10 protein-coding genes and 1 pseudogene are annotated in these 12,885 nt (G+C 62.6%); 4 read left to right on the top strand and 7 right to left on the bottom strand.

The genetic code is table 11. The features are described 5' to 3' along the window. The 3 genes from ispG to hemA all read right to left on the bottom strand — a co-directional run. On the bottom strand, positions 1–929 hold a 929-nt coding region (gene ispG / locus ACTG4J_RS11550), incomplete at its 3' end, for a flavodoxin-dependent (E)-4-hydroxy-3-methylbut-2-enyl-diphosphate synthase (RefSeq protein WP_439139668.1). A 99-nt stretch (positions 930–1,028) separates the two neighbouring features. After that, the gene (locus tag ACTG4J_RS11545; protein ID WP_439139666.1) at positions 1,029–2,273 is read right to left on the bottom strand and encodes a helix-turn-helix domain-containing protein; all 1,245 of its coding nucleotides are present in this window, start codon (positions 2,271–2,273) and stop codon (positions 1,029–1,031) included. Between the two features lie 163 nt (positions 2,274–2,436). Beyond that, positions 2,437–3,660 carry a 5-aminolevulinate synthase gene (gene hemA, locus ACTG4J_RS11540; protein ID WP_439139664.1) on the bottom strand — a complete coding sequence of 408 codons (1,224 nt, stop codon included), beginning with the start codon at positions 3,658–3,660 and terminating at the stop codon, positions 2,437–2,439. A 233-nt stretch (positions 3,661–3,893) separates the two neighbouring features. On the opposite strand from hemA, the gene ACTG4J_RS11535 reads away from it, so the two are divergent. Then, entirely contained in the window at positions 3,894–5,270 is a 1,377-nt protein-coding gene (locus ACTG4J_RS11535; RefSeq protein ID WP_439139662.1) for a M20/M25/M40 family metallo-hydrolase, read from the top strand. An 87-nt stretch (positions 5,271–5,357) separates the two neighbouring features. On the opposite strand, the gene ACTG4J_RS11530 is transcribed toward ACTG4J_RS11535, so the two are convergent. Genes ACTG4J_RS11530 through ACTG4J_RS11520 form a run of 3 tightly spaced genes read right to left on the bottom strand, consistent with a single transcriptional unit; the run spans position 5,358 to position 8,378 of the window. Continuing rightward, on the bottom strand, positions 5,358–6,722 hold the full coding sequence (locus ACTG4J_RS11530; protein ID WP_439139661.1) for an MATE family efflux transporter: 1,365 nt from the start codon (positions 6,720–6,722) through the stop codon (positions 5,358–5,360). A 52-nt stretch (positions 6,723–6,774) separates the two neighbouring features. Then, positions 6,775–7,737 (bottom strand): nickel/cobalt transporter, encoded by a 963-nt coding sequence (locus ACTG4J_RS11525; RefSeq protein ID WP_439139660.1) that lies wholly within the window; start codon positions 7,735–7,737, stop codon positions 6,775–6,777. Then, complete coding sequence (locus tag ACTG4J_RS11520) at positions 7,725–8,378, bottom strand: DUF1007 family protein (RefSeq protein ID WP_439139659.1); 654 nt, start codon at positions 8,376–8,378, stop codon at positions 7,725–7,727. Before ACTG4J_RS11520 ends, ACTG4J_RS11525 begins: the two co-directional genes overlap by 13 nt. A 191-nt stretch (positions 8,379–8,569) precedes the next feature. Here ACTG4J_RS11520 and ACTG4J_RS11515 point away from each other — a divergent pair, with 191 nt between their 5' ends. Next, positions 8,570–9,082, top strand: coding sequence for a hypothetical protein (locus ACTG4J_RS11515; RefSeq protein WP_439139657.1), 513 nt, complete (start codon positions 8,570–8,572; stop codon positions 9,080–9,082). Between the two features lie 85 nt (positions 9,083–9,167). On the opposite strand, the gene ppk2 is transcribed toward ACTG4J_RS11515, so the two are convergent. After that, positions 9,168–10,172 (bottom strand): polyphosphate kinase 2, encoded by a 1,005-nt coding sequence (ppk2, locus tag ACTG4J_RS11510; protein ID WP_439139655.1) that lies wholly within the window; start codon positions 10,170–10,172, stop codon positions 9,168–9,170. 185 nt (positions 10,173–10,357) lie between these two features. On the opposite strand from ppk2, the gene parE reads away from it, so the two are divergent. After that, positions 10,358–12,319 (top strand): DNA topoisomerase IV subunit B, encoded by a 1,962-nt coding sequence (gene parE, locus ACTG4J_RS11505; protein ID WP_439139654.1) that lies wholly within the window; start codon positions 10,358–10,360, stop codon positions 12,317–12,319. Between the two features lie 10 nt (positions 12,320–12,329). Then, positions 12,330–12,885 (top strand): annotated as a pseudogene (locus ACTG4J_RS11500) (HrgA protein); the annotation flags it as partial.

Here is a 12,885-nt window from a genome sequence, read left to right as displayed (position 1 = left end):
CAGCCGATGATCGACAGGCTCATCGGCGTCTTGATATGTTCCAGCCGCTTTTCCAGCGCCTCGACCGTCTTGATCACGTCGAACCCCTGCCGCGCGCAGGAGGGGCACGAGATGATGTTGACGCCGCGATGGCGCAGGCCCAGTGATTTCAGGATCTCGAAGCCGACCTTGACCTCTTCCACCGGATCGGCGGACAGGCTGACGCGGATCGTGTCGCCGATGCCCGCCCACAAAAGGCTGCCAAGCCCGATGGCGGATTTGATCGTGCCCGACATCAGCCCACCGGCTTCGGTGATGCCCAGATGGATCGGCGCATCCGTTGCCTCGGCCAAGCCCTGATAGGCCGCGGCGGCAAGGAAGACATCCGAGGCTTTGCAAGAAATCTTGAACGCGTGGAAATCATTGTCCTGCAAGATGCGGATATGGTCGAGGCCGCTTTCGATCATCGCCTCGGGGCAAGGTTCGCCGTATTTGTCCAGAAGATGCTTCTCGAGGCTTCCGGCATTGACCCCGATCCGGATCGAACAGCCATGATCGCGCGCGGCCTTGATCACCTCGCGCACACGGCTCGCGTCACCGATATTGCCGGGGTTGATCCGCAGGCATGCAGCGCCCGCCTCGGCGGCCTCGATGGCGCGTTTGTAGTGGAAATGGATATCGGCAACGATCGGCACCGGGCTTTCACGCACGATCTCGTGCAGTGCGCGGGAACTTTCCTGATCGGGCACCGAGATGCGGACGATATCGGCCCCGGCATCAGCGCAGCGTTGAACTTGATCGATCGTCGCCTTCACATCCGTCGTCAGCGTGTTGGTCATGGTCTGCACGCTGATCGGTGCATCGCCGCCGACCGGCACCGAGCCGACATGGATCTGGCGGCTTTTGCGACGCGCAATGGAACGCCACGGTCTAATCGGGTTATGTGACATGCGCTGGCCTTTTCGCTCGTCCTAGAGGGCTTTGCGGACAGGATAGCGGTGTCAGACGCAGTGGACAACGGGGCACACGCATTGCGTGTTCTCGCCGCTTCAGTTTCCGTCCGCAGATCCAATCACAAGCGCCGCGACCGCGGGGAGATCGGGATCGATCTGTGCATCGGCCATATTGTAGCTCGCGGTGACGGCATCGGCCGATAGCTCGATATCGCGTACAACTGTGGCGCCGGGGCCTGCTGGACCAAGGGTGACGCCATTGACCATGAAATAGACAGAACCCGCATTGCCCGAGCGCAGCACCGGGGCTGCATCGCCTGCAAGTGCGACAGTGTAGCTATCGCCGCGGTTCAGCGTGCCTTCGAACAAGGTGGCTCCCGTCGCGGCGCTTACCCTGATCCAGGAGGGGCGCACGGCGAAAATCACCAACTCATCATCGCGCGCTTCGGTCACCTGCACGAATGTGGCGGCCTCGGTCTGCTCTTGCGCGGCAGTCTCGGAGAATGCGGGGCGCAGCGGCGAGCTACGCGCGGCATCACCATCGGGGCCAATCGCGCCGACGGCATCGGGGTCGAGTGTCGCCAGCGCCCCATCGCGCGGCGTCAGAACCGGCGCATCCAATGCAAGCGGGCGGAACAGCCGCGGCGCATCTTCCTGTCCGGGAAGGATCGCGCCAAATTCCTGTGCGACTTCGACATTGCCAATGCGCGCGCCGGCCAGCGGGTCAAGCTCGGCCAAGGGCATGGGGGCGTCTTCGATCGGCGCGATCTGGAGGCGCTGGATATCGTGCAACACCGCCCAAGCGCCGTAGCCGATCCCGAGCACCAGCGCGACAAGCACCGCCGCCGACCCCAATGCCCCCGGCTCGATCGTCGAAAAAAGGCCCGGCTTGCTGGGGGCAAAGCTTATGCGTCCGCCCGCGATCACCTCGTTGGGATCGACAAGGCGCGGCGTCTCGGTGGTGGCGCGTTTGGTGGTTTTGTTTTGCTGGCTGGCGTCGTGCACGCCGTAAAATCCGGTTTCCGCGCAAAAGCGGCGATAGCTCCATTCCGGGTCGATCCCCAGATAGCGGGCGTAAGAGCGCACGTAACCCGCGATGAAACCGGGGCTAGAGAAAGCGCCGACATCGCCGTTCTCGATCGCGGCGATATAGGCTGCACGTATCTTCAGTTCGCGTTCGACATCCAGCAAGGACTTGCCCAGTGTCGCGCGTTCACCGCGCATCAGATCGCCAAGCGGCACATCCGAAAAATCGTAACCATCAAAACTGCCAGCAGAAACCGCAACAGCCCGTCCAGCGCTATTGGCGCCATCACCGAACTGGCCTTGATCCTGCCCCATGAACCACGCACCCTTTCCCTGCAGACGTTGTCGACGCTAAATATAGCGCGTCCAACGCCGCCTACCCCAACACCTTACATCATGTCGGACTGATTCCCCACAATAACCGACATGTTAATTTTCGTTATCATGCCGCGTTATTTTGGAAAACAACCAGATGGGTTTATCCGGCCATCTCGGCGCGATTCAGCGCACAATGGCTCCAAAGCCCGTCCATGGCACGCACAAGCGCATCCATCGCCTTTGGGTCGTGCACCGGCGAAGGCGTAAAGCGCAGCCGCTCGGTGCCGCGCGGCACGGTGGGGTAGTTGATCGGCTGCACATAGATGCCGAACTCGGACAAGAGCATGTCCGAGATCTTTTTCGTATGCACCGGGTCGCCGACGATCACCGGCACGATATGCGAGCCATGATCGATGATTGGCAGGCCTAGCCCTTTGAGCCGCAGCTTCAGAACCGCTGCCCGTTCTTGATGCAGATCGCGCAAGCCCTGATCGGTCTTGAGATGCCGCACACTGGCGGCCGCCCCCGCCGCGATGGCAGGTGGGATCGAGGTGGTGAAGATGAAGCCTGGCGCGTAACTGCGAATGGCATCACACATTTTGGCGCTTGCCGCGATGTAGCCGCCCATCACGCCATAGGCTTTGCCCAAAGTGCCGTTGATGATGTCGATCTGATCCATCAGGCCCAGTTTCTCGGCAACACCACCCCCGCGTGGGCCGTAAAGCCCCACGGCATGCACCTCGTCGAGATAGGTGAGCGCGCCGAATTCGCGGGCCAGTGCCACAATCTCGGCGATGGGGCCGAAATCGCCATCCATCGAATAGACGGACTCGAAGGCGATGAGCTTGGGTGCGGCGGGATCGTCGGCTTCCAGCTTGGCGCGCAGATCGGCAAGATCATTGTGCTTGAAGATGCGCTTGGCCCCGCCATTGCGGCGGATGCCCTCGATCATCGAGGCGTGGTTGAGTTCATCCGAATAGATGATCAGCCCCGGAAACAGGATCGGCAGCGTGGAAAGCGTCGCGTCATTGGCGATATAGGCCGAGGTAAAGACCAGCGCCGCCCCCTTGCCATGCAGATCGGCAAGCTCGGCTTCCAGTTCCTTATGATAGACGGTCGTGCCCGAAATGTTGCGCGTCCCGCCCGAGCCCGCCCCCGTGGCGTCGAGCGCCGCATGCATGGCGGCCAGAACGACGGGGTGTTGGCCCATGCCCAGATAATCGTTGCCGCACCACACTGTGATGTCGTGTTCGCTGCCATCGGGCTTTGTCCAGACGGCATGGGGAAACTGCCCGCGACGACGCTCGATGTCGATGAATGTGCGGTAACGCCCTTCGCTGTGAAGGCGGCCAATCGCGGTGTCGAGCGCGCTGTTGTAGTCCACTGGCTGTCTCTCCCCTTCCGGCGCGCCCACTGCTGGGCCCGGCTGTCAAAGACGCTTGCTGAAGTCTTGCCGGGCGACATAGGCCGTGATGCCCATGAGGGCCAAGTTACAAAATGCCGCGCACCCGGCTTTGACCTGAATCAATTCCGCACAGCCGCATCCGGGCCTGTCTGGACATTTGCGCAAGCCCGGTATCAGCTTGCCCGAACCCAGCAATCCCCTCGGAGGCCACCATGTCGCTTGACGCCGTTCTGACCCGCATCGATGCCGATCAAGAGCCTGCGCTGGCACGGCTCTTTGCATTGTTGCGCATCCCTTCGATCTCGACCGACCCGGCACATGCCGGCGATGTGCGCGCCGCCGCCCTTTGGCTGCGCGACGATCTGGCCAGCATGGGTTTCGCGGCCGAGGTACATGACACGCCCGGCCATCCGATGGTGGTGGGGCAGATGGAGGGGCCGGGGCCGCATCTGTTGTTCTACGGCCATTACGATGTGCAGCCCGTCGATCCCTTGTCGCTCTGGCACCGCGCGCCTTTCGATCCGGCGCTGGAGGAGACGCCGAAAGGCACCGTGATCCGCGCGCGGGGTGCCGCCGATGACAAGGGGCAGTTGATGACCTTCCTCGAGGCGTGTCGCGCAATCATCGCCGAGACGGGCACCCTGCCCTGCAAGGTGACCGTCTTTCTCGAGGGGGAGGAGGAATCCGGTTCCCCCTCGCTCGTTCCTTACTTGCGCGAACACGCCGATCTGCTGCGCGCCGATCTGGCCTTGATCTGCGACACGGGGCTCTTTTCCGATGATGTGCCCGCGATCACCACGCAGCTGCGCGGGCTTTTGGGTGAGGAAATCGTGATCACCGGGCCGCGGATCGATCTGCATTCGGGCATGTATGGGGGCATCGCGATGAACCCGATCCGGGTGCTGAGCCGCATCTTGGCGGGCTTGCATGATGATCAGGGCCGGGTGCAGGTGCCGGGCTTCTATGACGGGGTAGAGGAGTTGTCGCCGGAACTGGCCGCGCAATGGGCGGGCTTGGGCTTTGATGATGCGGCATTCTTGGGCGAGGTCGGGCTGTCGCAGCCCGCGGGCGAGGCCGGGCGCACGGGGCTGGAGATGATCTGGTCGCGCCCCACCGCCGAGGTGAACGGGATCACCGGCGGCTATACCGGGGCAGGCTTCAAGACGGTCTTGCCCGCGCAGGCCGCAGCCAAGGTGTCGTTCCGGTTGGTGGCGGGGCAAGACCCGCTCAAGCTGCGTGAGAATTTCCGCGCTTGGGTGCGCGCGCAGCTACCGCAAGATTGCACGGTCGCCTTCCATGATCACGGCGCAAGCCCGGCCAGCCGGATGGATATCGGCCATCCCGCCTTCGAGACGGCACGGCGCGCGCTGAGCCAAGAATGGCCCGGCGAGGCGGCCTTTATCGGCGGCGGCGGCTCGATCCCGGTGGCGGGGTATTTCAAGGAGATCTTGGGGATGGATTCGATCCTTGCCGGTTTCGGCAAGGATGACGACGCGATCCATAGCCCCAACGAGAAATACGACCTGTCGAGCTTTCATCGCGGGACGCGGGCTTGGGCACGCATCTTGACGGGTATCGCGCGCGGCTGACAGCGCCGGGGGCGCTGCCCCCGCGCCATCGGCCCAAGGGCCAAGGGCGCCCCCCCGGAGTACTTGAAAAGCAAAGATTGACCCGGATCAAACCGCTGCGGGCGGGGTGGCGCGGCGCGCAGGCCCACGCCAGAAACGCGCCATCATCAGCCCGGCGGCAAAGGCGAGGCCGACCACAAGCCCCGCCCAGATCCCCTGCCCACCAAAGCCCATGGGAAAGCCGATGAACCAAGCGGCAGGCAGGCCCAAGAGCCAATAGGACACCAGCGCGTAAATCATCGGCACGCGCGTATCTTGCACCCCGCGCAACAGCCCAAGCGCCATCACCTGCCCCGCATCGGCAAGCTGGAAGAGCGCCGCGACCGCCAGTAGGCCCGCGCCCATCGCGATGATCTCGGGGCGCAGCGGATCGGCCGGATCAAGAAACAAGCTCACCAGCGGGGCGGGGATGACGAGGAAGGCAAAGATGGTGGCCGCCACCATCGCCCCCGACAAGATCAGCGCGGCGAAAGCGGCCAGCCGCAGATTGGCCCGGTCGCCCGTGCCCCAGGCCCGGCCCGCGCGCACGGTGGCCGCTTGGCTCAACCCGATATGAACCATGAAGGTCGTGGAACAGATCTGGATCGCGATCCCGTGGGCGGCCAGCGCATTCGGGCCAAGCCAGCCCATCATCACCATTGTCGCCATGAACAGCCCCGACTCGGACAGAAGCGTCAGGCCGATGGGCCAACCGAGGCGAAAGACCTGTGTCATCGCCTCCCAATCGGGGTTCCAGAACCGGGCGAAGAGCGTGTCTTGCCGCAGATCCTTGTGCAAGGCGGCGTAGAATGCCGGCACGACAAGGATCAACAGATGGGTCAAGAGCGAGGCCAGCGCCGCGCCGCGCACCCCCATCTCGGGCGCGCCGAGATTGCCGAAGATCAAGACCCAATTGACGAAAGCGTTGAACGCCACACCGGCAAGCGTGGCCCAAAGCACGATGCGCGGATGATCGAGCGCGGATAGGTGGCTGCGCAAGACCGTCATCAAGACGGCGGGCGCGATCCCCCATCCGGCGATCAGCAGATAGGCCTCGGTCAGTTCCGCGACCAGCGGGTCTTGGCCCAAGGACAGCAAGATTGGGCCGGAAAACACGAAAAGCGGCATCACCAGCGCCGAGAAGATGATCCCGATCCACAGCCCCATGCGGGTGACGCGGCGCACCTGTCGCCGGTCGTCATTGGCCGCCGCCGCGGCGACGAGCGGCATGACGGCAAGGCCGAAGCCCATGCCGAGGATCAAGACCACGTGGAAATAGCTGCCACCAAGCGCCACGGCGCCCAATTCCGCGACCCCGTACCAGCCCATCATCACCGTATCGGTGAGCGTGATGGCGATCTGTGCCAGCATGCTGCCGATCAACGGCAGGCCAAGACCAAGCGTGGCGCGAAGATGGGTGGACAAGCTCGACATGGTCTCAGCCCTTAGCCTTGGGCCCGAGAACCGGCAAGAGGGCTTGCGCGGTTCAGATCGCGGCCAGCGCGATGCGCGCGGCGATGACCGCGATCAGCAAGCCGACCGCGATCTCGATCATCGGCTGGATCTTGGCCAAGGCAGGGTTGCCCAAGAGCCCCGCAATCACCCCCCGCCGCAGCATCACCGCGCCAAAGGCCACCGCGATCGTGACCGCCGCCGTGCCCAGCGCCATGGCAAGCGTGCCTGCCACGCCGATGGCGAAAATTCCCATCTGCGCGGTCAGGATCAAGATGAAGAGCGCGCCCGTGCAGGGCCGGATCGCGATGGCACCGATCAAGACGGCCATATCGCGCCAGCCTGTCGCCGCCGCGATCTGCGCGGGATCGGGCAGATGGGCATGGCCGCAATGGGCGCAATCCGCGGGGTGATCATGCGCATGGTCATGGTCATGCCCGTGGCCGTGGCCGTGGCCGTGGCCATGGTCATGCCCGTGCTTGTGGTCATGCAAGTCATGCCGCGCGGCGAGGCGCAAGCTCCGCAGGCCGCGCCAGACCAGCCATAGCCCGATCAGCGCGATGGCACCGAAGCTCAGCGGTGCAAGCAAACGATCGGCCAGATCGGTCATCCGCGCCCGGCCGAGTTGCCAGATCCAGACCCCGGCGCCGACCAGCAAGATGGCGCTGAGCCCTTGGGCCAAGCTTGCGACCAGCGCCACGCTCGACAAGCGGACCACCCCCACCGCCCGCGCCGCGCCATAGCCACCGATCAACAGCTTGCCATGCCCCGGCCCCGCCGCATGGAAAAAGCCGTAGCTGAAACAGACCAGCAAGAAGCCCGCCAGCGCCGCCCCCTCGCCCGCGCGCAGGGCGCGCAAGCCCCCCGCCATTGCATCTTGCGCCTCACGTTGGCCTGACAGTGCCCATTGCGTCAGCGCGCGATCCGCGCCGCTGACGTAAAGTGCTGCCAACAACGCGACCAGCGCCAAGGTCATCAGACTGATCAGCCGGGGCATGCGATCACCGCGCGATCAGCGAAATAGGCACCGACGGGGGGGAAATTATCCTCGGCCGCGATCACGCCGCCAATCTTTTGCAACGCCGCATCCAGCACGGCATAGGCGGCATCGAGATCGGGGCGTTCCAATACGACAGCGCAGCCCGGCTTGTCATCGGCGGTGATGTCGAGGATCATCTCGAAGGCGATGTAGAAGTCGGGATCGAAAATCTGCGCTTCGACCGGGGCCGATGGCGCGGCGCCTTGCACGGCCCGGCGATGGATCGTTTCGATCTGGCCATTGGGATGCATGAAAAACGAGACGGGCTCGGGCGTGCCGATGGTAAGCGCCTCACCCGATTGGCGGAGCACCAGACCGCCTTCGAAGCCGCCGCCCCAGTTCAGATCAAAGCCGAGCATGGCCGCGTTTTCCTCGGCGGTCAGGATCATGTCGTGATCGGTATCAAGGCCGTAATCGCTGGCCAACAACAAGGAATAAAGCTCATCATAGCGCCATGTCACCTCGACCGCCGTGACGGCACCGGCTGTGTCATGGATGACCCGCAGCCCGGCATCGACGAAGATATGCGGATGCGCGCCCAGCGGCAGGGCCGAGGCGACGGAGAACAAGACGGCAAACGAAAAGCGGGAAGCGATCATGGGCATGGAATAAGCCGCTGAGCGCGCTTTGCACAGCCCCTTGCAAAGCAAACGGCGACCATTCGCCGGTCCATCGGCAAGGCATTGTTTACCATTTCGGACCGATCCGTTTCGCGAAAAGCACGCAATTTGACACAATCGTGCCTGCATTTACGGGTAGGCCGAACCCAGTCTTGAAAAGGGTTGATTCAATGCGGCGAGATTTCACAGCGTTCTTGCGCAATGACAGCGGGGCCGTCACCGTCGATTGGACCATGCTGGGCGCAGCGGCTGTCGGCCTGTCATTGGCCACGGCTGCGATGTTGACCGGAACCCTGAACACAGTGATCTCGCGCGTCGACAACGAATTGCGCACCCAGCAGCTCAGCGATGATTTCGTGCAATTCACCGCGGCACATTTCGAACCGCTGCTGGAACATGGCAGCGTGGATGGCGAAACGCTCGAAAACCTGTTCACCATCGCCAATGGCATGATGAACCAAGAGATTCTGGATTCGCTGGAATGGGGTCTGGAACAGATGCAGGCGGGGTCGATCTCGAGCGCCGATATGGCGGCACTTTATGCCGTAGCCTCGGTTGCCTATCAGCGCAACCTCGTGCCTGATCAGATCCTCGAAAGCTATTTCGGCTTCGAGCCAGGCGCTTCGGGCGGCGCGGGCGCGTCGGATGACTCCAATACCAACTCATTCGCCCCGAATGAGTGATGCGGCAATTCCCGCCCGACCATGGGCGGATATGCGTCACGACATGATGTGACGGCGACACGCAAGCGTGTTGCGCGTTGACCGCTCAGCCCTGTGGCCGCGCACGCCGCGTTTCAGGGTGCAACGCCGCCCCCAAGATATGATCGGTGCGGTGGATGACATGCCCCGCCTGCCCCACGATCAGCGGATCGGGCGCATGCACGATGCGCCGGTCCTTGTCGGGGTAATCCAGACTGTCCAGAAAATGCAGCATGCAATTAAGGCGTGCGCGTTTCTTGTCGTCGGACTTGATCACCGTCCAAGGCGCATCGGCGGTGTCGGTGTAAAAAAACATCGCCTCCTTCGCCTCGGTGTAATCCTCCCATTTGTCGAGGCTGGCGCGGTCGATGGGCGACAGTTTCCATTGCTTGAGCGGATCGGTCTCGCGGCTGTCGAAGCGGCGGCGCTGTTCGTCTTGGGTGACGGAAAACCAGTATTTGTAAAGCTTGATACCCGCGCGCGTCAGCATCCGCTCCAACTCGGGCGTCTGGCGCATGAATTCGAGATAGTCGTTGGGCTCGCAAAAGCCCATCACCCGCTCGACGCCTGCGCGATTGTACCAAGAGCGGTCGTAGAACACCATTTCCCCCGCCGTGGGTAGATGTTCGATATAGCGTTGGAAATACCATTGCCCGCGCTCGGCATCATTGGGTTTGTTCAGCGCGACGACGCGGGCCTGTCGCGGGTTGAGATGCTCGTTGAAGCGCTTGATCGTGCCGCCCTTGCCCGCCGCATCGCGCCCTTCGAACAGGATCACGATCTTCTGGCCGGTCTCGGCCACCCAGTTCTGCACCTTGAGCAATTCCGCCTGCAGCTTGGCCTTTTGCGCCTCGTAGCTGCGGCGGCTGAGTTTGGTGGTGTAAGGATAGGCCCCAGTCTCGAAAGCCCGGCGAATTTCGGCTTGGCTGGGCGCGCTTGCGCGACGGAGGCCGGATTTCGTCACCGGCGCAGGCGCGGGATCAGCCGTGGCCGTCGCCAGGCCATCGGCGGGCGCAGATACCGCAAGGTCTGTTTCCGGGATCGTGTCGGCGGAAAGGACGGGGTCGGTCATGGGCTTTCTTCCTCTCGGATGGGCAGGATCGCAACCCCAAGCCTAGGCCATGCGCGCGCCGCCCACCTTGAGGCAAGTCAAGCTGGGTGGGCATACGAAACCCGGTCCCTCCCCTTTCCCCGAGACCCCAAACCTGCCATGATACGCGCCACGACCCACAAGATAGAGCAGGACAAGGCCCGAAGATGGCGGATGATCTCTTGAGCGGCACGCCCGACGCGACCAGCTATGACGCCAGCAGCATCGAGGTGCTGGAGGGGTTGGAGCCCGTGCGCAAGCGCCCCGGCATGTATATCGGCGGCACTGATGAGCGGGCGCTGCATCACCTTGTGGCCGAGATCCTCGACAACGCGATGGACGAGGCGGTGGCAGGCCACGCCACCCGTATCGAGGTGGAGCTGCTGGCCGACCATGCCATCACCATCCGCGACAATGGCCGCGGGATGCCGGTTGACGAACACCCGAAATTCCCCGGCAAATCCGCGCTCGAGGTGATCTTTTGCACGCTGCATGCAGGCGGCAAGTTCTCGGGCAAGGCCTATCAGACTTCGGGCGGCTTGCATGGGGTCGGCGCCTCGGTGGTCAATGCGCTGTCCGATCACCTGCGGGTCGAGGTGGCGCGCAACCGCGAATTATTCGTGCAGGAGTTTTCGCGCGGGCTGCCGCAAGGGCCGGTGCGCCCGGCGGGGGCCGCCCCCAACAGGCGCGGCACCACGGTGACCTTTCACGCCGATGAGCAGATTTTCGGCAGCCACCGTTTTCGCCCCGCGCGGCTGCTCAAGATGGTGCGCTCCAAGGCCTATCTGTTTTCGGGCGTGGAAATCCGCTGGAAGACCGAGATCGACGATGGCGAAACACCGCTTGAGGCGGTGTTCCACTTCCCCGGCGGTTTGGCCGATTACCTGCGCGAAACCATGGGGGGCGCTGTCACCTATTCCGACATGCCCTTCGCCGGAAAGGTCGAATTCGCCGAGAAATTCGGCGCGGTCGGCTCGGTGGAATGGGCGATCAACTGGACGCCTGCGCGCGACGGCTTCATCCAATCCTATTGCAACACCATCCCCACCCCCGAAGGCGGCACGCATGAGGCGGGGTTTTGGGCGGCAATCCTGAAGGGCGTGCGCGGCTACGGCGAATTGGCCGGCAACCGCAAAGCCGCCAATATCACCCGCGAAGACCTGATTTCAGGCGCGGGCGCGCTGGTGTCGTGTTTCATCGCCGAGCCCGAGTTTGTGGGCCAGACCAAGGACCGCCTCGCCACGACCGAGGCCGCACGCATGGTCGAAGGGGCGGTGCGTGACCATTTCGACAACTGGCTGGCCGCCAATACCAAATCGGCGGGCGCGATCCTCGATTTCCTCGTGCTGCGGGCCGAGGAACGGCTGCGGCGGCGGGCGGAAAAGGAAACCGACCGCAAGACGGCCACGAAAAAGCTGCGCCTGCCCGGCAAGCTGGTCGATTGTTCGCAATCGGCGCGCGATGGCACGGAGTTGTTCATCGTCGAGGGCGACAGCGCGGGCGGATCGGCCAAGATGGCGCGCGACCGCAAGACCCAAGCGTTGTTGCCGCTACGTGGCAAGATCTTGAACGTGCTTGGCGCGGCCTCGGGCAAGCTGACCTCGAATGCCGAGATTTCCGATCTGTGCCAAGCGCTTGGCGTGGGGATGGGAACCAAGTTCAACGTCGATGACCTGCGGTACGACAAGGTCATCATCATGACTGACGCCGATGTGGACGGGGCGCATATCGCAGCCCTTCTGATGACGTTTTTCTTCACCCAGATGCGGCCGATGATCGACCGGGGGCATCTGTATCTGGCCTGCCCGCCGCTGTTTCGCCTGACCCAAGGCGCCAAGCGCGTTTATTGTCTGGACGAGGCGGAAAAGGCTCAGTGGTTGGCCAAGGGTATTGGCGGCAAGGGCAAGATCGACGTCTCACGCTTCAAGGGTCTGGGCGAGATGGACGCCAAGGATTTGAAAGACACCACGATGGACCCCGCGACGCGCAAGCTGATCCGCGTCAGCGTGGACGAGGACGCGCCGGGCGAAACGGGCGATCTGGTGGAGCGGCTGATGGGAAAGAAGCCGGAAATGCGGTTCCAGTATATTCAGGAGAATGCGCGGTTTGTTGAGGATGTGGATGTGTGAGTGAGGTAAAATGAGTTTCAGTATTCAACGGTATGTAACCGATTTTCTTAGGAACAACCCCGAAACCCGCTACACCGCGAGACAAATTGCAGAATGGATCGTGGCCAACTTCCCCGAAGAAGTTGAAGAAAAGCGACGGCGAAGTCAGGCTAAGGTTACTCCGCTCGATACGAAGGAGACAATGCTCACACAGATTGTTGCCGAAATTGGGGCGCAGCGACAAAATCTAGAGAGGAAGTATCCCGACATTCGCACAACAGAGGGAAGACCTCGAAAGTATTTCTATGCAAGTAAGATCAGTGGCGTTGACTGTGAAACAGCCGAGCCTCGCGATGACACTTTACTCAAAGATCCTGAGTCACCATCTCAAACAGAATATTTAGAAGTCGACCTATACCCAAAGCTTTCGGAGTTTTTGAGAGAAGATCGGGAGATATTTTCCAAAAGAATTGATGAGAAACGGTCAAGGAACAACAGAGGAAGGGGCGGCAACAAATGGCTTTTCCCCGATTTGGTAGGCATGGAGGTTCTTAGTGCTTCATGGACAAGGGAGATAATTGAAACCG

The sequence above is a fragment of the Roseicyclus sp. genome, assembly GCF_965662675.1.
Classification (GTDB): domain Bacteria; phylum Pseudomonadota; class Alphaproteobacteria; order Rhodobacterales; family Rhodobacteraceae; genus Roseicyclus.
The sequence above is the reverse complement of the archived record's forward strand: the minus strand, read 5'-3'. Positions and strand labels throughout refer to the sequence as shown.

Coding starts and splice junctions, on each gene's coding strand:
- ACTG4J_RS11545 (WP_439139666.1), bottom strand. CDS start 2,273: ATGGGGCAGGATCAAGGCCAGTTCGGTGATGGCGCCAATAGCGCTGGA.
- ACTG4J_RS11535 (WP_439139662.1), top strand. CDS start 3,894: ATGTCGCTTGACGCCGTTCTGACCCGCATCGATGCCGATCAAGAGCCT.
- ACTG4J_RS11530 (WP_439139661.1), bottom strand. CDS start 6,722: ATGTCGAGCTTGTCCACCCATCTTCGCGCCACGCTTGGTCTTGGCCTG.
- ACTG4J_RS11525 (WP_439139660.1), bottom strand. CDS start 7,737: ATGCCCCGGCTGATCAGTCTGATGACCTTGGCGCTGGTCGCGTTGTTG.
- ACTG4J_RS11520 (WP_439139659.1), bottom strand. CDS start 8,378: ATGATCGCTTCCCGCTTTTCGTTTGCCGTCTTGTTCTCCGTCGCCTCG.
- ACTG4J_RS11515 (WP_439139657.1), top strand. CDS start 8,570: ATGCGGCGAGATTTCACAGCGTTCTTGCGCAATGACAGCGGGGCCGTC.
- ppk2 (WP_439139655.1), bottom strand. CDS start 10,172: ATGACCGACCCCGTCCTTTCCGCCGACACGATCCCGGAAACAGACCTT.
- parE (WP_439139654.1), top strand. CDS start 10,358: ATGGCGGATGATCTCTTGAGCGGCACGCCCGACGCGACCAGCTATGAC.